Raw genomic sequence first — 19,110 nt, 5'->3', positions numbered from 1 at the left:
CCACCATGCACAACCTCGCCATGACAGGCTGACCAGCAGGTCAAACGCCATCCCGGCCTGCCCACACCCACCCTTCTGCAACAACCTTTAGGCCGGCGACCGCCCGTACCGCCCCCGGAGCCGTCCGCGGCTCCGGGGGTCTTCCGTTGTTCCCGTCACACTCTGGGCGAATGGGGCTTCCGTCACATACAACTTTCCAGTTGTCCGAGAGTCTGTGCTGATGGGCGTGCCGGGGGGCGCGCACGCAGAAACCACTCAGGGGGACGGGAAAGCATCATGACCACATCCCAGATAGCCCGCCGCGCCCGCGGCGGGCTCTGTGCCGCGCTGGCCGCCGGCGTGCTCGCACCCGTGGCGCTCGGCGCGGCGCCCGCCGCCGCCGCGACGCCGAAGGTGAGCTGCGCCTCGGGCAAGGCCGGGCTCGCGGCCAAGCTGTCGAAGGACATCACCGCGGCGCTCAAGGGGCACAAATCGACCACCGCGGTGGCGCTCCAGGACCGGACGACCAAGACGACGTGCACCCTGCGGTCCACGTCGAAGTACGACTCCGCCAGCGTCGTGAAGGCGACCGTGCTGGCCACACTGCTCTGGGACAGCGGCAAGCACAACCGCTCCCTCACGAAGCGCGAGGCCGACCTCAGCACCGCGATGATCACCAAGTCCGACAACGACGCCACCACCAGCCTGTGGAAGCAGCTCGGCGTCACCAAGGTCAAGGCCTTCCTCAAGGCGGCCGGGATGACCCACACCGTGCCCGGCGGCTCCTGGGGGCTGACACAGATCACCGCCCAGGACGAGCAGCGGCTGCTGTCGCTGCTCACCGCGGAGAACGCCGTGCTCAGCGCCGGCGCACGCTCCTACGAGCTCGGGCTGATGCGCAAGGTCATCGCCTCGCAGCGCTGGGGAACGCCCGCGGGCGCACCGGCCTCGGCCACCGTCCAGCTCAAGAACGGCTGGCTGCAGCGGGCCACCCACGGCTGGCGCGTGCACAGCATCGGCGCGTTCACGGGCAACGGACACGATTACGTGCTCACGGTGCTCACCCAGGACAACAAGAAGATGAACGACGGCATCAACACCATCCAGGCCGTGGCACGGGCCGTCCACAAGGACCTGAACCCGCGCGTCCTCAAGGCGAGGCCCGTCACCGTGCCCCCCACCCCGTAGGAGGCGCCAGGGCCTCCTCCTCCTCCTCCTCCTCCGCGCGGGCGCCCGGCTCACGGGTCAGCCGGGCGCGCTCCGCCGGATCCAGCGCGGCACGTGCCGCGGTCAGGGCGAGGCCGAACGCGCCGTCGAGGATCGCCTCGTCCGCGGACCGTGACGTGCCGTGGTCGGCGAACGCGGCGGTGTGCGGCGTCGTGTCGCCCACCTCGTACCCGAGGAGCGGATGGATGGACGGGACGACGTGGGACACGTTGCCCATGTCGGTCGACGCGAGCGCGGCGTCGGACATCTCGACGGTGCGGCCGCGAGCGGTCATCGCGTCCCGGTAGTACACGGCCAGCGGGGGGTCCTGGCGGAGGTCGGCGAAGTCGTTGCCGACCCGGGCCGACGCCATCGTGCAACCCGTCGCGAGGGCACCCGCCTCCAGACAGGCGCGTACGCGTTGCTGGATCACTCGCAGGTCCTCGGTGGACGGCGACCGCATCTCGATCGCGGCGCGGGCCCGCTCGGGGATCACGTTGACGGCGGTGCCGCCCTCGGTCGTGATCATCGAGACCACGGAGCCCGGAGGGAGCTGTTGCCGGGCCAGGGCGATGGCCGTCTGCGCGATCACGAGGGCGTCCAGCGCGTTGACACCGCGCTCCGGTGCCGCCGCGGCGTGCGCGGGAGCCCCGGTGAAGGTGACGTCCCACTGGCACAGGGCGAGCGAGCGTCCGCCGACGGCGTCGTGGTTCGAGGCATGGGCCATCATCGCCAGCGCCACGTCATCGAAGTGGCCGCTTTCGATCAGGCAGACCTTGCCGCCGAAGGTCTCTTCCGCGGGGGTTCCCAGGACCTTGACGTTCAGGTCCAGAGCCTCGGTGAGAGGGCTGAGCGCGAGGGCCGCGCCGACCGCGGCGGCGGCGTTGACGTTGTGCCCGCACGCGTGGCCCATGCCCGGCAGCGCGTCGTACTCGACACAGATGGCCACCACCAAGGGCGCGCTGCCCTTCCGGAAGCAGAACGCGGTGGGGAGGTCCGCCGGTGTCGGCTCCTGCTCGAAGCCGGCGCCGCTCAGCAGCGCGCTGATGCGCTGTGCCGCGCGGACCTCCTCGCCACCGAGCTCCGGGTCGGCGTGCAGGGCGTGACTCAGGGCGACGAGCTCCGTGCGCCGCTCGTCTAGGACGGCGGACACCTCGTCGGCGATGCGGTCCGGTACACCGGAGAGGCCCGTCACGCGATCACCTCGTCCGGGTCGGCGGCCGTGGGCCGGACGTAGCGCAGCCCGATCAGGGAGGCGATCAGCGCACCGGCCGCCAGGGTCGTCCAGATCGCGACGAGCCCGCGCGAGGTGATGTGGCCGTCGGACAGGAAGGCCGACGACAGCAGTTTGACGACGGCGGCGCCGACCGCGATGCCTATGGACAGCGCGAGCTCGTTGATCCCGGCAGCGGTGGCGGTCAGGCCGGGAGCCACGCCTTCCACCGACAGGGCGCGCGTGGAGGCCTGGTACAGGCCGAGGCCGATACCGAAGAGCGCGAGTCCGACGCAGTACCCGGGCAGAGAACGGTGGAGCACCGCCATCGTCACGAATGCTCCGCACAGCACCAGGCCGGAGCCGGACAGGGTGGGACGCTCGCCCGCCCTGCGCATCAGCCGGGTGGTGAGCAACGAGGCGACGAAGGAGGTGGCGGACACGACGAGGAACAGGGAGGCGATCTGGAGCGAGCTGAGGCCGAACCCGTAGCCGGCCTCCTCGGAGTGGGAGAAGAGGAAGAGGGCGTTGGTGCTGATGTAGCTGATCGAGGCGAAGCCGAAGAAGAACGTCGCACCCGACACCACACGCACCTGCGACAGCCTGAACATCGACAGGTCGACAAACGTGTGCTGCCGTGTGAAGTCCCGTCGGGCCCAGACCGCGAGCAGCAGCAGTCCGCCCACGCCCGGGGCGAGGGTGCGCGGATCCGTCCAGCCCCAGTCCGAGCCCATCGAGATCGCCGTGACGGACCCGATGAGCCCGAGCGAACAGGCGAGCAGGGGGACGACGGCGACGGGTTCGTGAGTGCCCGCGCCGACGTCGGGCACGAGCCGGACGAGAACGAGCGCGATGACGGCGAAGGGAACGGCGACCCAGAACCCGTGGGTGGGCGTGTGCCTGCCCACCAGCCCGGCGAGCAGACCGCCGAGTCCGACGGTGGCCATCAGGACCGCGATCATCGCGCTGACCCCGGTGCGCGTGTGGCGCGGTCCGGCCAGTCGCACGATGCCCAGCATGAGCGGGATGAACCCGACCACGCTGGAGAGCAGGACGACGCCGATCATGACGGTCCACAGCCTGGGGTGCACCGCCATGAGGACGACCCCCACCGTCACCAGCACGATGTTCGCCCGCAGGACCGGGCGGTATCCCCAGGAGTCGCCGAACTTCGAGATGACAGGCGTCAGTACGGCAAAGCCGAGCTGCGACAGCAGGAAGATCCCGTTGATCGTCGCGTCGTTGATCGACAGCACCGGCCCCAGCGCCGGCAGAAGGGGATTGACGTAGCCCTGGGTGATGCCGCTGAGAGCCTCGATCAGGGCCATCGCCACAATGACGGTGCCGATACTCCGGCTGGTCTGCTGTGGCGCGTCGGCTCGGGATCCTGTCCCCATCGTGTCCTCACTCTCACTCATCCGGCTGTGGTAGAAGGAGTGCCAAGCTAGGTCGCCGCCCATGGGAATCCGGAAATCCGGCGAGAACGGACATGGAGAGCCCCGAGATGCAAGAATCAGCCATCTTTTCGGAACTGGATCTGGCGATCATCAACGCGCTGCAGATCAGTCCCCGCGGCGAGTGGTCCCGCATCGGCGCGGCGCTCGGTATCGCGGGTGCCACCGCCGCACGCCACTGGGAGCGGCTGACGCGGGAGGGCCTCGCCTGGATCGCGACCATGCCCGGCCCCCGGTTCGCCGATGACGGCACCGCCGCGCACGTCTTTCTCTCCGCCGCGCCCAGGTACCACGCCGAACTCGCCGAGCGTCTGTGCGAGGAGCCGGCGGCTGCCACGGTCGCACGCGTCACGGGTGGTCACGACTTCCGCGTGGACTGCTTCGGCCGTACGCAGGAGAGCCTGGACCGGATCATTTCCGAGCGGCTCTCCGGACTCCCGGGCGTCACGCGCACGGAGACCGCTCACGTCACCCGGGTGCACAGGCAGAGTTCGTCCTGGCGCAGCGGTGTGCTGGACAAGCAGCAGTCACGGTCGGTGGTCGTCGCGTCCCCGCCCACGCAACGCCGGCGGACGTCCTTCGACTCCGTCGACTCGACCCTGCTCGACGCGCTGGGCGGCGACGGCCGTCTCAGCTGGGCAGAGCTCGGCGCGCTCTGTGCCATCTCCCCGCAGACCGCACGCAGGCGAATCGAGCAGCATCTGGCCTCGGGGCACCTGGTCCTGCGCTGCGAGTTCGCGACGTCCGTCGGCCGGCCCGTCCGGGAGGCGAGCCTGGTCCTCAACGTACCCGCGGGCCGGCTGGAGGACGCCGGCCGGTATGTGGCCGGCCTGCCCAACTGCCGGGTGAGCATCCAAGTGCTCAGCGTGCACAACCTGGTGGCGACGTTCTGGGTCCACGACCTCAACGAGATCCACGCGTACGAGACGGAGATCGAGGCCCGCGCTCCCGGAACGGTCGCCATCTCCCGAAGCGTGACCCTGCGCACCTACAAGCGGGTCGGCCACATCCTGGACCGGGAGGGCCGCAACGTCGGACGGGTGCCCCTGCCGATGTGGCGGCCGGAGTGAGCGGGGCCGGCGGTCCGCCGCGACGCGCAGCCGGCGAGGGCGCGCCGCAGACCGGCACCTGCCCGGCCGGCCGGGCAGGCCGCGCTGCTCGGTCACCCCTGCGACAAGGTTCACCACCGCCTGCGACCGAGGTCCCGTAATTTGTTGCGGAGGGATGAAATCCGCAACAGCCCGCGTTGGTGCCTTGCGGCAGAGCAGGTCGAACGGGAGGCATCGGGTGTCGGACGCAGGGGAGCAAGGGGGCGGGCCGCGGCAGGGCGGCTGGGCGCGCAGGCTGTGCGGTTACGCCTGGCGCTACCGGCGCAACGTGCTGCTGTCGCTCGGCTCGTCGCTCGCGGGAATGGCCGTGCTGGCCCTCGTACCGCTGGTCACCAAGGTGATCATCGACGACGTGGTCGGCAACCACACCCGTTCCCTGGCCGTCTGGACCGGGCTGCTGATCGGGGCGGCCGCGCTCGTCTACGTATCGGCTTTCGTCCGCCGCTACTACGGCGGCCGGCTCGCCCTGGACGTGCAGCACGACCTGCGGACCGAGATGTACGGGACGATCACCCGCCTCGACGGGAAGCGGCAGGACGAGCTCTCCACCGGACAGGTCGTCGGGCGCGCCACCAGCGACCTGCAGCTGATCCAGGGGCTGCTGTTCATGCTCCCGATGACCATCGGGAACATCCTGCTGTTCCTGCTCTCCCTGGTGATCATGGCGTCGCTCTCGCCGCTGCTGACCCTCGTCGCCGTCGCCGTCGCCCCCGCCCTCTGGTTCATCGCCCACCGCTCCCGCACTCGGCTCTTCCCCGCCACCTGGTACGCCCAGTCGCAGGCCGCCGCCGTCGCCGGAGTCGTCGACGGGGCCGTCTCCGGGGTCCGGGTGGTCAAGGGGTTCGGGCAGGAGGACCAGGAGACGGGCAAGCTGCGCGAGGTCGGGCGCAGGCTCTTCGCCGGGCGACTGCGCACCATCCGGCTGAACTCCCGCTACACCCCCGCCCTGCAGGCGGTCCCCGCGCTCGGCCAGGTCGCGATGCTGGCCCTCGGCGGCTGGCTCGCCACGAGGGGCGAGATCACCCTCGGCACGTTCGTCGCGTTCTCCACCTACCTCGCCCAGCTCGTCGGCCCGGTCCGGATGCTCGCCGTGGTCCTCACCGTGGGACAGCAGGCCCGCGCCGGCGTGGAACGCGTACTGGAACTGATCGACACCGAACCGACGATGCGGGACGGCACCAAGCAGCTCCCCACCGACGCCCCGGCCAGCGTCGAGTTCGACGACGTGCGCTTCGGTTACGCCACGGCTGACCCCACCCCCTCTTCCGACGGGGACGGCGGGGCCTCGCCGCGTCCCGTCCTCGACGGGTTCTCGCTGACCATCGAGCCCGGCGAGACCGTCGCCGTCGTCGGCGCGTCCGGCAGCGGCAAGTCCACCGTCTCGATGCTGATCCCACGGTTCTACGACGTGACGCACGGCGCCGTGCTGGTCGGCGGCCACGATGTCCGCGAGCTGACCCTCGACTCGCTGCGGGCCGCCATCGGGCTCGTACCGGAGGACAGCTTCCTGTTCTCCGACTCCATCCGCGCCAACATCGCCTACGGCCTCCCGGACGCCACCGACGAGCAGATCGAACAGGCAGCCCGCGCCGCCCAGGCACACCGGTTCATCGCCGAACTGCCCAAGGGCTACGACACCGAGGTCGGCGAGCACGGTCTCACTCTCTCCGGCGGCCAGCGCCAGCGCGTCGCGCTCGCCCGCGCCATCCTCACCGACCCCCGGCTGCTCCTCCTCGACGACGCCACATCCGCCGTCGACGCCCGGGTCGAGCACGAGATCCACGAGGCGCTGCGCGAGGTGATGGCCGGCCGCACCACGCTGCTGATCGCCCACCGCCGCTCCACCCTCAACCTCGCCGACCGGATCGCCGTCCTGGAGAACGGCCGGCTCGCCGACATCGGCACGCACGAGGAGCTGGAGCGCCGCTCCCCGCTCTACCGGCGCCTGCTCACCGACCCGGACGAGCTCGGCGGCACCTCGCCCGGTCACCAGCCGGCCGGCCCCGCCACCGACCCCGAGGACGACCGCGCGCTCCAGGAGGAACTGGACGCCGAATTCGACGCGGAGCGCGGCATCACGCCCGAGCTGTGGATCCGCAAGGAGGATGGCCGCGACACCGACGCGGCCGGTACGCCCGCCACCCCCGAGCTCCTCGCCCAGGTCGACGCGCTGCCCCCGGCGACGGACACCCCGGACGTCGACGAGGCCCGCGCCGTGCACGCCGAGGAGTCCTACGGGCTCCGCCGGCTGCTGCGCGGCTTCGGCCTGCCGCTGCTGGTGAGCCTGGCCCTGGTGGCTCTGGACGCCGGAGCGGGACTGCTGCTGCCGGTCCTGATCAGGAACGGCATCGACGAGGGCGTCACCCAGCTGGCGCTCGGCGCTGTCTGGACGGCCTCCGCCCTCGGCCTCGTCGTCGTCCTCGCGCAGTGGGCTGCCCAGATCGGCGAGACCCGGATGACGGGCCGCACCGGTGAGCGGGTCCTCTACTCACTGCGCCTGAAGATCTTCGCCCAGCTCCAGCGGCTCGGCCTGGACTACTACGAGCGCGAGCTGACCGGCCGGATCATGACCCGGATGACGACGGACGTGGACGCGCTGTCCACGTTCCTGCAGACCGGTCTGGTCACGGCCTTCGTCTCCGTCGTGACCTTCTTCGGCATCATGGTCGCGCTGCTGGTCCTGGACGTCGAGCTGGCCCTGGTCGTCTTCGCGACCCTGCCGGTGCTGGTCGTCGGCACGTTCTTCTTCCGCCGCAAGAGCGTCAAGGCGTACGAGCTGGCCCGTGAGCGCATCAGCGCCGTCAACGCCGACCTCCAGGAGTCCGTCTCCGGGCTCCGGATCGTGCAGGCCTTCCGCCGCGAGCGGGACGGGGCCGACCGGTTCGCCGCGCGCAGTGACCACTACCGCGAGGCCCGGGTGCGCGGCCAGTGGCTGATCTCGGTCTACTTCCCGTTCGTGCAACTGCTGTCGTCGGTCGCCGCGGCCGCCGTGCTGATCGTCGGTGCGGGCCGGGTCGACAACAACACCCTCACCACGGGCGCGCTCGTCGCCTACCTGCTCTACATCGACCTGTTCTTCGCGCCCGTGCAGCAGCTCTCCCAGGTCTTCGACGGCTACCAGCAGGCGACCGTCTCGCTCGGCCGGATCCAGGAACTCCTCCAGGAGCCGGCGTCCACCGCCGACCAGGACGAGCCGCTGGACGTGCTGTCGCTGCGCGGCGAGATCGCCTTCGAGGACGTGTCCTTCGCGTACGGCGGCGAGGAGGCCGCCCTCACCGGGGTCGACCTGCGGATCCCGGCCGGTCAGACGGTCGCGTTCGTCGGTGAGACCGGTGCGGGCAAGTCCACGCTCGTCAAGCTCGTCGCCCGGTTCTACGACCCGACGGGCGGCCGTGTCACGGCGGACGGCACGGATCTGCGCAGCCTCGGCCTGACCGCGTACCGGCACCGGCTCGGAGTCGTACCGCAGGAGGCGTACCTCTTCGCGGGCACGGTCCGCGACGCCATCGCGTACGGGCGGCCCGAGGCCACCGACGCGCAGGTGGAGGCGGCGTCCAAGGCGGTCGGCGCGCACGACATGATCGCCACGCTGGAGGGCGGCTATCTGCACGAGGTCGCCGAGCGGGGCCGTAACCTCTCCGCCGGGCAGCGGCAGTTGATCGCACTGGCCCGCGCGGAGCTCGTCGACCCGGACATCCTGCTGCTCGACGAGGCCACCGCGTCCCTGGACCTGGCCAGTGAGGCGCTGGTCAACCAGGCGACCGACCGTCTCGCCGGCCGGCGCACCACTCTGGTCGTCGCCCACCGGCTGACCACCGCCGCCCGCGCCGACCGGGTCGTGGTGATGGACCACGGCCGGGTCGTCGAGGACGGCACGCACGACGAACTCCTCGCCCTGGACGGCAAGTACGCCGTGCTGTGGCGCACCTTCATAGGCGAGGACGAGCCCGCCGGGGTGTGAGACCGGCGGGGCCGCCCCCGGGGGCTACTCGCGGATGCCGGAGATCTTCCCCGTCGCCAGCTCCGACTGCACGGTCAGATACGTGTACGTCGGGTTCGCCGCCGAGCCCCAGGTGAGCCGGACGTGCGACCAGGTGTGGCCGGCGCCGCTGTCGCCCGCGGTGACGCGGAAGGCGGCCGGTACGTCCTGGGCGCGCAGTACGCCGTCGGCGTGGTTGGTCGCCTCCCAGTCGCTCAGCTCCTGGCGCAGATCCGGTGTGAGGTAGAAGCCGCGGAGCGCGGTGGCGAGGCCGCCGCCGTCCTCGGCGGCGACGGCGTCGATGTACGCGCCGTAGAAGTGGGCGACCTGCTCGGTCTCGGAGGCGGCGAGCTCGTCGTGGGCCGGCGCCGAGACGGCGGCCCGCTGCGGTGAGGCGGCGGCGGCCGGGACGGCGGCGACGGCGGTCAGGAGCGCGGCCGCGAGCAGCGTGCGGCCGATGATGCGACGGCCACGGGGGCTCTGGACGGTGCGGAGTTGTGTCATGGCGGTGCCTGCCTTTCGTATGGCTCTGTCCTGTTGGAGCCATCGTGTGGCGATTTGGTTGCCCGGGATGTGGAGCGCGCCGGGTGCAACCTCCGGATGGCCTCCCGCGTCGTACGCAGATACACGCATGTGCGTCCACGTGTCGGGCAAGGGCGCATGTGTTCGATGAGGCGATGGGGTTGCTGGTGAAGAGAGCGACAATCAGACGGACCGAAGGGCTCGGCGGACAGGGCAGCTCCGTCCGGCGGCTGATCCTGGTCCTGGCCCTCACCACCGTCTTCGGACTGCTTTCCGGCGGGGCCGGGGCGACCGGCGCGAGCGCCGCGTCCGTCTGCGCGGGACGGCCGGCGAAGACGCTGAAGTTCGGCACGGGCGAGCTGCGCGTCTACCGGACCCGCTCCTACGCCTGTGCCCTCGCGGTCGCGGCCAAGCCAGGCGCGCGCCGCAGGATGTCCGTCCAGATCCAGCCGCGCGGCGGCCGGCCCGTCGTCGACAGCGGCAGCTTCACGCGCCAGGCCGGGCCGGTGACGGTCCACGCGCTGAACCGCTGTGTGCGGGTGTCCGGCACGATCTCGGGGAAGACCGGCTCCACGGACTGGATCCTGTGCTGACCGGGTGACGTGTCCGGGCGCGCGGCAAGGGGGTCTGGCGGCACCGGTGTTGCCCCGCTAGGTTCACGACCTCTGTTGTGAATCAAGGGGAGGGTGCATGCGCAAGGCGCTCAGAGGACTCCTGTCGCTCGCGGTGCTCATCGGCACGGTGAGTGCGACGGGCGCCTCCGCGGGGGCGGCCACCGCCGCCGGACCGGCCGCCGTCCGTGCCGCGGTCGGTGACGGCGACCGCGGCACGAGCACGGACATCAAGGACCGGGTCCTGGCCATCCCGGGGATGAGCCTCGTCGAGGAGAAGCCCTATCCGGGCTACCGCTACTTCGTCCTCGACTACACCCAGCCGGTCGACCACCGGCACCCGTCCAGGGGGACGTTCCAGCAGCGGATCACCCTGCTGCACAAGGACGTCTCCCGGCCGACGGTCTTCTTCACCAGCGGATACAACGTCTCCACCAGCCCCGGCCGTTCCGAGCCGACCCGGATCGTCGACGGCAACCAGGTCTCGCTGGAGTACCGCTTCTTCACTCCGTCCCGCCCGTCGCCCGCCGACTGGTCCAAGCTCGACATCCAGCAGGCGGCGGCCGACCAGCACCGGGTCTTCACCGCGCTGAAGAAGATCTACTCGAAGAACTGGCTGACCACCGGCGGTTCCAAGGGCGGCATGACGGCCACGTACTACGAGCGCTACTACCCGAAGGACATGGACGGCGTCGTCGCGTACGTCGCGCCCAACGACGTGGTCGACAAGGAGGACTCGACGTACGACCGGTTCCTGGCCCGCGTCGGCACCAAGGAGTGCCGCGACAAGCTGAACGGCGTACAGCGCGAGGCACTCGTCCGCCGGGAACCGCTGGAGGAGAAGTACCGGCAGTACGCCGCAGACAACGGCTACACCTTCACCACCGTCGGCTCCCTCGACAAGGCGTACGAGGCCGTCGTCCTCGACTACGTCTGGGCGTTCTGGCAGTACAGCCTGCTCGCCGACTGCGACACCGTCCCCGACGCCAAGACCGCCACCGACCAGGCGATCTGGGACAGCGTCGACTCCATCTCCGGCTTCTCCGCCTACGCGGACCAGGGCCTGGACACGTACACGCCGTACTACTACCAGGCGGGCACCCAGCTCGGTTCGCCCGACATCAAGCAGCCCTGGCTCGGCAAGCTCAGCCGGTACGGCTACCAGCCGCCCCGCACCTTCGTTCCGCGCTCCATCCCGATGAAGTTCCAGCCCGGGGTGATGCGCGACATCGACAACTGGGTGCGGCACCACGCCGACCACATGCTGTACGTGTACGGACAGAACGACCCGTACGGCGCGGAGCGCTTCCGGCTCGGTGCCGGCGCCCGGGACAGCCACGTCTTCACCGTCCCCGGCGGCAACCACGGGGCGACCGTCGCTGGTCTCGTCCCGGCCGAGAACGCCACGGCCACCGCGGCCATCCTGCGCTGGGCGGGCGTCGCCCCGGCCGCCGTCCAGGCGGACCCGGCGAAGGCGAAGCCGCTCGCGAAGTTCGACGCGGTCCTCGACAAGCGGGACCTGACGACCGAGCACCGGCTCGGCCACCGGCGCCCGTAGCGCAACCCCGCGGTGGTGGCCCCGCCGGGCCACCACCGCAGGGCGGGCGCCCCTAAGAGCTGTCCCGTGATCCCCGGCGGGCGCGCGACGCCGGCTACGGCGCCTCGCCGCGTTGTCGGAACGCCCGAATACACCAGTATGCGGACGTCCCGCCGCCTTGCGATGCACCGCATCCGCCGGCGCGCGCTGATCCACCAGGGAGTACGGAACAGCCCTTAGTACGACAGGCCGTGGCCCACCGGGTACAGCACCTGTGCCGGATCGTCCGCCCGCTGGACCGGTACCGGCAGGGTGCCCTCCGGCCGGGCGCGGCCCGCGATCACCCGGGCCGCCGCCCGCAGTTCGACATCCGTCCAGGAGTACGCGGCCAGGCTCGCCGCGTGTCCCGTCCCGGTCAGCTGGGCGATGTCGTACGGGTTGCGGATCGCGACGGTGATGACCGGGACGCCGGTCGCGGCCAGGGCGCTCACCAGGGTGCGCTGCGAACTGCTCGCCGTGACGTTGTACGTCCCCACGACCACCGCGTCCTTGCCCCGCGCGGCCGCCACCGCCGCGTCGATGTCGGCCTGAGCCGGCGCGGTGCCGGTGGACAGGGCGGTGGCCGAGTACCCCAGCGCCTTGAACTCGGCGGCCAGGGTGGCCGTCGGCGGACCCGTCGTGCCGGACGGGGAGTCCGGGTCGGCCCCGACCACCAGCAGGTCGCGGTGCGAGCGGCGCGACAGCGGCAGCAGCGAACCCTCGTTGGCCAGCAGGGTGGTGGTGTGCTCAGCGATCCGGTCGGCGGCGGCCAGGTGCGACCGGATGCCGACGGTACGGTCCACGTCCCGGCGGCTGACGAACGGGTCGTCGAACAGCCCCAGCTTCGTCTTCAGCCGCAGGATGCGCAGGATCGATTCCTCGATCCTGGCCTCGCTGATCTCACCGCTCTTGACGGCGTCCAGCAGGGCGTTCCAGGAGACGTCCAGGCTCGGCGGGTTGAGCAGCTGGTCGACGCCCGCCTGCACGGCGAGCACCGGCACCCGCTTGTCGCCGTACTTCGTGCGTACGCCCTCCATGCCGAGCGAGTCCGTGACCACGACGCCGTCGTAGCCGAGCTCCTCGCGCAGGATGCCGGTGAGGATGGGCCGGGACAGGGTCGCCGGGTCCTCGGAGGGGTCGAGCGCGGGCACCACGATGTGCGCGGTCATGATCGAGTCGATGCCCGCGGCGATCGCGGCCCGGAAGGGCGGCTCGTCCAGCTCCGCCCACTGCTCCCGGGTGTGGTTGATGACCGGGAGGCCCGTGTGGCTGTCGGTGCTGGTGTCGCCGTGGCCGGGGAAGTGCTTGGCCGTGGAGGCGATCCCGGCGCTCTGGTAACCCTTCACCTGGGCGGCGACCATCCCGGCCACCGACTGCGGGTCGGAGCCGAAGGAGCGCACCCCGATCACCGGGTTGGCCGGGTTGACGTTGACGTCCGCGTCCGGGGCGTAGTTCTGGCAGATGCCGATCGCGGCCAGCTCGGCGCCCGCGATCTGCCCCGCCCTGCGCGCATCGGAGCGCGAGCGCCCCGCGCCGAGCGCCATCGCGCCGGGCATCAGCGTGGCCGGCTCTCCGACCCGGCAGACGATGCCGTGCTCCTGGTCCGTCGAGACGAGCAGTGGCAGCGGAGTGGGCCCCGCGAGACCGGCCCGCTGGATGCCGTTGGAGAGCTCGGCGATCTGGTGCGGGTCACGGGTGTTGTGCGCCCAGGTGAAGTAGATGATGCCGCCGACGTGGTACTTGGCGATCATCTCCGCCGCGGTGCGCACGCCGATCTCGGCGAGGTTGGCGTCGATGTCCGTCTGGTCGGGGTCGGTGGCGGAGTGCCCGTAGACCCGCATGACGAACAGCTGGCCGATCTTCTCCTCCAGGCTCATCCGGGAGATGAGCCGCTTCAGCCGCCGGGTGGTGGCGGCGGAGTCGTGGCTGCCGCCCGACGGTCTCTGGGCGGCGACGGCGCCGGGGGCGACTGTCGCACCCGTCGCCGCGAGGGCTGCGGCGGCGGCGGTGGCAGTGAGGAGGGTGCGTCTGGAGGTGCGGTGGTGCACGTGAGCTCCTTCGGCCGTACTCGGTGACGAGGGGGTGGTGAAAGAAACTTCCAAGGAGCACGGATATCCAGAAAATAACTTCCGGTCAAGGGTGCGGACCGTTTTGCGCGCGTCCCCGGCTCCGGGGCCCGCACCCCGGAGGCGGCCGTGGCTACCGCAGCTCCACGCCCGCACCGTGCGCCTGAAGTGCGGAGACAGCCGCCGTGATCGCCGGGCGGCGGGCCGCCTCCGTACGCCACAGCGCGTACAGCCGGCGTACCGGCACCGGATCGATCCGCACGGCCACCACCCCGTCCGGCAGTGGCCCCCGGCCCAGCCGGGGGATCATGGCGACGCCCAGACCGGCGGCGAGCAGCGCCAGTTGGGTGTGGTTCTCCTCGGCCTGGTGCCTGATGTCCGGTTCGTAGCCTGCCGTGCGCAGCGTCCGCACCAGCCAGTCGTGGCAGACCGTCCCCGGCGGCTGGCAGATCCACCGCTCCTTCGCCAGCTCCTCGCGGCGCACCCCGTCCCGGCCCGCCAGGCGGTGGTCCGCGGGCACCAGCAGATCGCAGCGGTCGTCGCCGATCACGGCCTGTGCCACGCCCTCCGGGGCGGGCAGCGGTGCGATGTCCCAGTCGTGTGCGACGGCCAGGTCGATGACGCCCTTGGCCACCAGATCGACGGAGAGGTGTGGATCGACCTCGGTCATCCGGACGTCCAGCGCGGGGTGTTCGCGGTCGAGCTCCGCCAGCACTCCCGGCAGCAGCCCGCGCGCCGCCGAGGCGAACGCGCCGATGGACAGCCGGCCCGTCGGCAGCCCCCTGCGCTCCTCCAGCGTCGTCTCGGCCCGCTCCACGATCGCCAGCAACTGCTGCGCGGTGGCGGCTAGATGGACCGCCTCCTCGGTGAGCGCGACCCCGCGCCCACGGCGTTCCAGCAGCGTCGTGCGGGTCTCCCGCTCCAGTTTGGTGATCTGCTGCGAGACCGCGGACGGGGTGTAGCCGAGCGCGGCCGCGGCGCCCGCGACGGAACCGTGCACGGAGATGGCGTGCAGGGCGCGCAGCCGGGAGAGATCGAGCACCGGGGCCTCCTGGATCTCACTGATTCATTAGCAACACTCAATTTCACCATGAAGAAATCCGCGCTGGTGCTAAATGGTCGGTGCGGGTGATCCTCAGGTCATGCGTCCCCTTCACATCGCCCTGGCCGCCCTGGTGGCAGCCGTATGGGGTGTCAATTTCGTCGTCATCGAGCTCGGTCTCGCCCACTTCCCGCCACTGCTCTTCTCCGCCCTGCGCTTCCTGGTCGCGGCGCTGCCCGCGGTCTTCTTCGTCGGTCGGCCCACAGTCGGGTGGAAGTGGATCGTGGGGGTCGGGCTGGCCCTGGGCGTGGCCAAGTTCGGGCTGCTGTTCATCGGCATGGACCGGGGGATGGGCGCCGGCCTCTCCTCCCTGGTCCTCCAGGTCCAGGCCGTCTTCACCGCCCTCTTCGCGGCGCTCGTGCTCGGCGAACGCCCGGGGCGGACAAGGGTGCTGGGGATGGCCGTGGCCCTCGCCGGTATCGGGGTGGCCGCGGTCGACGAAGGGGCGAGCGGGCCCGTGCTCGCCTTCGTCCTGGTGGTCGTCGCGGCGGCCTGCTGGGGCGTCTCCAACGTCCTGACCCGAAGGGCGGCCCCGCCCGACGCCCTCAACTTCATGGTGTGGGTCTCGACCGTGCCCGTACTGCCGCTGCTCGGACTCTCCCTGCTCTTCGAGGGTTGGCACCGCGATACGGAGGCACTCGCCGCACTCGACTGGAGCGGCGCCGGAATCATCGTCTACGTCGCCTGGATCACCACGGTCTTCGGCTTCGGGGCCTGGGGCTTCCTGCTGAGGCAGTACCCGGCGTCGTCCGTCGCCCCGTTCACCCTGCTCGTCCCGGTCTTCGGAATGTCCTCGGCGGCGCTGCTGCTCGACGAGTCGGTGACCCCGCTGCGCTGGTGCGCGGCCGCACTGCTGGTCGGCGGGGTGGCGCTGACGTCCCTCTCGGGGACGCGACGGCCCCGGGCCGAGACGCCGAAGACCCCTGAGCCGGCCCCCGTCTGAGGGGCCGGCGCCGGGCCCTACTGCTTCGGCGCGCCCAGCCGCAGCAGGTGCTCGCGGCCCGCGTCGAGCAGGCCCGGCAGATCCGCCGCCCCCGGGTGCCAGCGCTTCTCGTACTCCCAGCAGACCCAGCTGTCCGCGTCCAGGGTGTCCAGGCACTCCCGCAGCGGCAGCACCCCGGCGCCCAGTGCCAACGGCTCGGTGTCCTCGGCCGACGCGATGTCCTTCACCTGTACGTATCCCAGGTGCGGGGCCAGCACCGCATGGCTCGCGACCGGTTCCTCACCGGCCAGCCAGGTGTGCATGATGTCCCACAGCGCGCCGATGCTCCCGTGTCCGACCGTGCCCACCACCCGGGCGACCGCGGCCCCCGCGCGGTGCGAGTCGTGGGTCTCCAGCAGGATGCGTACGCCCATGTCCGCGGCGTACGGAGCGGCGGCGGCCAGCCTGCGGGCGGCGGTCGCGTCGGCCGTTGCGGGGTCCTGGTCGCCGCCGCCGGGGAAGACGCGGACGTTCCGGGCGCCCAGGTCCCGGGCCAGGCCCACGAGTGCGGCTAGCTCGTCCAGCACCGGCTGGTCGTCCCCCTCCGCCGCGACGCGGACATAGCCGGCCACGGTCAGGATCCCGATCCCGCCCCGCTTGAACTCCTCGACCACATCGGCCCGTTCGAGCATCGTGAGCCCCGGATGCACCGGCTCCTCGGGGTGGGCGCGCAGCTCCACCCCCTGGTAGCCGTGCTCGACGGCCAGCCGGACGACCTCGGATATCGGCAGCCCCGGCACCCCGAGGGTGGAGAAAGCGAGCTTCACGTGCGAGTCCTTCCATCGGTACCTGCCCCGCCCCCGCACCGTACGGACGGGCGGCGGCAGGCACTCCATCTGCTCATGGCCTGACCTACGGATGCCCCGGTCCCGGGGAACCAAGTCACACCCTCGGCACCGCCGTGGACCCGCGCACCATCAGCTCCGCCGGAATCGTCGCGATGCCGCCGGGCGGCGGGGTCTCCTTGCCCATCGCCAGCCGCCCCGCCCGCGCCCCCGCCTCGAACAGCGGCAACCGTACGGTCGTCAGGGCCGGGACCACGTCCACCGAGAACGGCAGGTCGTCGAAGCCGGCCACCGAGATGTCCTCGGGGATGCGCAGCCCGCGGTCGCGGACCGCCGCCGCGGCCCCCAGGGCCACCGTGTCGTTGGCGGCCACGACGGCCGTCATCCCCGGCTCGCGGCGCAGCAGCTCGACCGTGGCGTCGTAGCCGGAACCGCGGTCGTAGGAGCCGTGCAGGGTGAGCCGGTCCTCGTCGCGCGCGTGCGCGGGGCGTTCCTTCGTGCCCGTGCCGTCCCCGTACAGGCCCGCGGCCCGCATCGCTTCGCGGTGGCCCTCCAGCCGGTGGCGGGTCGTGGTCCGCTCCAGCGGCCCCGCGACATAGCCGATCCGGCGGTGGCCCAGCGAGAGCAGGTGCTCGGTGAGGCGCCGGCCGCCGCCCCGGTTGTCGAAGGCGAGCGCGGCCAGCACCGAATCGCCGTCCGGCAGCGGGGGCCGCCCGCACAGCACCACCCTGGTGCCCGCGTCGGCGAGTTTCGCCAGTTTCGCGGACATCGCGGCTTGGTGCGCCGGGTCCTCCACCGCGCCTCCGGTGAGGACGACGGCGGCGGCGCGCTGGCGCTGGAGCAGGGTGAGGTAGGTGAGCTCACGGGCCGGTGAGCCGCCGGTGTTGCAGACGACGGCGAGCTTCTCGCCGCCCGCCCGGCCCGAGCCGTCGCCCGGACCGCCGATCTCCGACTGGGCCGCGCCCGCCATGATCCCGAAGAACGGGTCGGCGATGTCGTTGACCAGGATTCCGATCAGATCGGATGTGGAGGCCGCGAGCGAACTGGCCGGCCCGTTGAGCACGTAGTCCAGATCGTCCACCGCGCGCAGTACCCGCTCCCGAGTGGACGCCGCCACCGGGTAGTTGCCGTTCAGCACACGGGAGACGGTGGCCGGGGACACCCGGGCGCGGGCCGCCACGTCCGCCAGGGTGACTGTCATCGCATTCCTCCGAGGAGTGATCGAGGAGTGATGAGGGGGGAGGACCGATCAGCGTGCCCCCTCTTGTCCAGGCCGCTGTCGGCAGGCTAGCGTCATCCCGTATAGAAAGCGCTTGCTACGGCTGTATGGAGGAACCTTCGTGACACGCAGGACAGTGCGCATCGCCATGAACGGCGTCACGGGTCGCATGGGGTACCGGCAGCACCTGGTGCGCTCGATCCTCGCCATCCGCGAGCAGGGCGGCCTCGACCTCGGCAACGGGGACGTGCTCTGGCCCGAACCGGTCCTCGTCGGCCGCCGGGCCCACGCCCTGGAAACGCTCGCCGGGCAGCACGGTCTCACCGAGTGGTCGACCGACCTCGACGCGGTCCTCGCGGACGAGTCCATCGACATCTACTTCGACGCCCAGGTCACCTCGGCCCGGGTCGAGGCGATCAAGAAGGCCGTCGCGGCCGGCAAGCACATCTACACCGAGAAGCCCACCGCCACCGATGTCGAGGGCGCCCTGGAACTGGCCCGCCTCGCCCGCGACGCCGGAATCAAGCACGGCGTCGTCCAGGACAAGATCTTCCTGCCGGGCCTCCTGAAGCTGAAGCGCCTCATCGACGGCGGCTTCTTCGGCGAGATCCTCTCCGTGCGCGGCGAGTTCGGTTACTGGGTCTTCGAGGGCGACTGGCAGGAGGCCCAGCGCCCCTCCTGGAACTACCGGTCGGAGGACGGCGGCGGCATCGTCGTCGACATGTTCCCGCACTGGGAGTACGTGCTCCACGAGCTGTTCGGCCCGGTCTCCACCGTCCAGGCGCACGTCCAGACGCACATCCCGCAGCGCTGGGACGAGCAGGGCAAGCCGTACGCCGCGACCGCGGACGACTCCGCGTACGGCATCTTCCAGCTGGAGAGCGGCGCCGTCGCCCAGATCAACTCCTCCTGGACGGTCCGCGTCAACCGCGACGAACTCGTCGAGTTCCAGGTCGACGGCACCCACGGTTCCGCCGTCGCGGGCCTGCGCAACTGCCGCGTCCAGCACCGCTCGGCCACCCCCAAGCCGGTCTGGAACCCGGACCTCCCGGCCACCGAGTCCTTCCGCGACCAGTGGCAGGAAGTCCCCGACAACACCGTCTTCGACAACGGCTTCAAGGCCCAGTGGGAGCTGTTCCTGCGCCACATCGTGCTGGACGAGCCCTACGCCTGGGACCTGATGGCCGGCGCCCGGGGCGTCCAGCTGGCCGAACTCGGCCTCAGGTCCTCCGCCGAGGGCCGCCGCTTCGACGTCCCGGAGCTGACCCTGTGACACCGCGCCCCACCACTGCCGCCCGGGAGCAGAC

At 71.4% G+C, this 19,110-nt stretch carries 14 protein-coding genes; 7 read left to right on the top strand and 7 right to left on the bottom strand.

Going from position 1 to position 19,110, the window contains the following annotated elements:
• Positions 1-276: 276 nt before the first annotated feature.
• The gene (locus ACFVJX_RS33075) at positions 277-1,167 is read left to right on the top strand and encodes a serine hydrolase (RefSeq protein WP_384127250.1); all 891 of its coding nucleotides are present in this window, start codon (positions 277-279) and stop codon (positions 1,165-1,167) included.
• On the opposite strand, the gene ACFVJX_RS33070 is transcribed toward ACFVJX_RS33075, so the two are convergent.
• The gene (locus ACFVJX_RS33070; protein ID WP_384127249.1) at positions 1,145-2,380 is read right to left on the bottom strand and encodes an amidohydrolase; all 1,236 of its coding nucleotides are present in this window, start codon (positions 2,378-2,380) and stop codon (positions 1,145-1,147) included. The two genes, ACFVJX_RS33075 and ACFVJX_RS33070, sit on opposite strands and share 23 nt — an antisense overlap.
• Positions 2,377-3,816: an MFS transporter gene (locus ACFVJX_RS33065; protein ID WP_384127247.1), complete on the bottom strand. Its 1,440-nt coding sequence runs from the start codon at positions 3,814-3,816 to the stop codon at positions 2,377-2,379. The genes ACFVJX_RS33070 and ACFVJX_RS33065 overlap by 4 nt, the downstream gene beginning before the upstream one ends.
• A gap of 86 nt (positions 3,817-3,902) precedes the next feature.
• Here ACFVJX_RS33065 and ACFVJX_RS33060 point away from each other — a divergent pair, with 86 nt between their 5' ends.
• Entirely contained in the window at positions 3,903-4,922 is a 1,020-nt protein-coding gene (locus ACFVJX_RS33060) for an Lrp/AsnC family transcriptional regulator (RefSeq protein WP_384127246.1), read from the top strand.
• Between the two features lie 217 nt (positions 4,923-5,139).
• Entirely contained in the window at positions 5,140-8,922 is a 3,783-nt protein-coding gene (locus tag ACFVJX_RS33055) for an ABC transporter ATP-binding protein (protein ID WP_384127245.1), read from the top strand.
• Positions 8,923-8,946: 24 nt separating this feature from the next.
• Here ACFVJX_RS33055 and ACFVJX_RS33050 read toward each other — a convergent pair whose 3' ends face one another.
• Positions 8,947-9,444 carry a hypothetical protein gene (locus ACFVJX_RS33050; RefSeq protein ID WP_384127244.1) on the bottom strand — a complete coding sequence of 166 codons (498 nt, stop codon included), beginning with the start codon at positions 9,442-9,444 and terminating at the stop codon, positions 8,947-8,949.
• Between the two features lie 173 nt (positions 9,445-9,617).
• On the opposite strand from ACFVJX_RS33050, the gene ACFVJX_RS33045 reads away from it, so the two are divergent.
• On the top strand, positions 9,618-10,055 hold the full coding sequence (locus ACFVJX_RS33045; RefSeq protein WP_384127242.1) for a hypothetical protein: 438 nt from the start codon (positions 9,618-9,620) through the stop codon (positions 10,053-10,055).
• Between the two features lie 97 nt (positions 10,056-10,152).
• On the top strand, positions 10,153-11,631 hold the full coding sequence (locus tag ACFVJX_RS33040) for a S28 family serine protease (protein WP_384127240.1): 1,479 nt from the start codon (positions 10,153-10,155) through the stop codon (positions 11,629-11,631).
• Positions 11,632-11,846: 215 nt separating this feature from the next.
• Here the strand turns inward: ACFVJX_RS33040 and ACFVJX_RS33035 are convergent, their stop codons facing one another.
• Together ACFVJX_RS33035 and ACFVJX_RS33030 are read right to left on the bottom strand one after the other, a co-directional pair.
• Positions 11,847-13,697, bottom strand: a complete 1,851-nt coding sequence (locus ACFVJX_RS33035) for a glycoside hydrolase family 3 protein (protein ID WP_384127238.1) — start codon at positions 13,695-13,697, stop codon at positions 11,847-11,849.
• A 151-nt stretch (positions 13,698-13,848) separates the two neighbouring features.
• On the bottom strand, positions 13,849-14,757 hold the full coding sequence (locus ACFVJX_RS33030) for a LysR family transcriptional regulator (protein WP_384127236.1): 909 nt from the start codon (positions 14,755-14,757) through the stop codon (positions 13,849-13,851).
• Between the two features lie 100 nt (positions 14,758-14,857).
• Here ACFVJX_RS33030 and ACFVJX_RS33025 point away from each other — a divergent pair, with 100 nt between their 5' ends.
• Positions 14,858-15,760 carry an EamA family transporter gene (locus ACFVJX_RS33025; RefSeq protein WP_384127234.1) on the top strand — a complete coding sequence of 301 codons (903 nt, stop codon included), beginning with the start codon at positions 14,858-14,860 and terminating at the stop codon, positions 15,758-15,760.
• Positions 15,761-15,777: 17 nt separating this feature from the next.
• Here ACFVJX_RS33025 and ACFVJX_RS33020 read toward each other — a convergent pair whose 3' ends face one another.
• A complete protein-coding gene (locus ACFVJX_RS33020) occupies positions 15,778-16,566 on the bottom strand; it encodes a sugar phosphate isomerase/epimerase family protein (protein WP_384127232.1) in 789 nt (262 codons plus the stop codon).
• A gap of 115 nt (positions 16,567-16,681) precedes the next feature.
• A complete protein-coding gene (locus tag ACFVJX_RS33015) occupies positions 16,682-17,785 on the bottom strand; it encodes a LacI family DNA-binding transcriptional regulator (protein ID WP_384127230.1) in 1,104 nt (367 codons plus the stop codon).
• A 139-nt stretch (positions 17,786-17,924) separates the two neighbouring features.
• Between ACFVJX_RS33015 and ACFVJX_RS33010 the strand changes: the two genes are divergently transcribed.
• Entirely contained in the window at positions 17,925-19,076 is a 1,152-nt protein-coding gene (locus tag ACFVJX_RS33010; protein WP_384127228.1) for a Gfo/Idh/MocA family protein, read from the top strand.
• Positions 19,077-19,110: the final 34 nt, after the last annotated feature.

The sequence above is a fragment of the Streptomyces sp. NPDC127177 genome (assembly GCF_042672475.1).
In the GTDB taxonomy this organism is placed as follows: Bacteria; Actinomycetota; Actinomycetes; order Streptomycetales; family Streptomycetaceae; genus Streptomyces.
Note: the sequence above shows the minus strand (reverse complement) of the source record. Positions and strands in the feature narration are given on the sequence as shown.

Bases quoted from the DNA above. Each gene is read 5' to 3' on its own strand.
- ACFVJX_RS33025 (WP_384127234.1), top strand. From the start codon at position 14,858: ATGCGTCCCCTTCACATCGCCCTGGCCGCCCTGGTGGCAGCCGTATGG.
- ACFVJX_RS33075 (WP_384127250.1), top strand. From the start codon at position 277: ATGACCACATCCCAGATAGCCCGCCGCGCCCGCGGCGGGCTCTGTGCC.
- ACFVJX_RS33065 (WP_384127247.1), bottom strand. From the start codon at position 3,816: ATGAGTGAGAGTGAGGACACGATGGGGACAGGATCCCGAGCCGACGCG.
- ACFVJX_RS33015 (WP_384127230.1), bottom strand. From the start codon at position 17,785: ATGACAGTCACCCTGGCGGACGTGGCGGCCCGCGCCCGGGTGTCCCCG.
- ACFVJX_RS33050 (WP_384127244.1), bottom strand. From the start codon at position 9,444: ATGACACAACTCCGCACCGTCCAGAGCCCCCGTGGCCGTCGCATCATC.
- ACFVJX_RS33040 (WP_384127240.1), top strand. From the start codon at position 10,153: ATGCGCAAGGCGCTCAGAGGACTCCTGTCGCTCGCGGTGCTCATCGGC.
- ACFVJX_RS33060 (WP_384127246.1), top strand. From the start codon at position 3,903: ATGCAAGAATCAGCCATCTTTTCGGAACTGGATCTGGCGATCATCAAC.
- ACFVJX_RS33045 (WP_384127242.1), top strand. From the start codon at position 9,618: ATGGGGTTGCTGGTGAAGAGAGCGACAATCAGACGGACCGAAGGGCTC.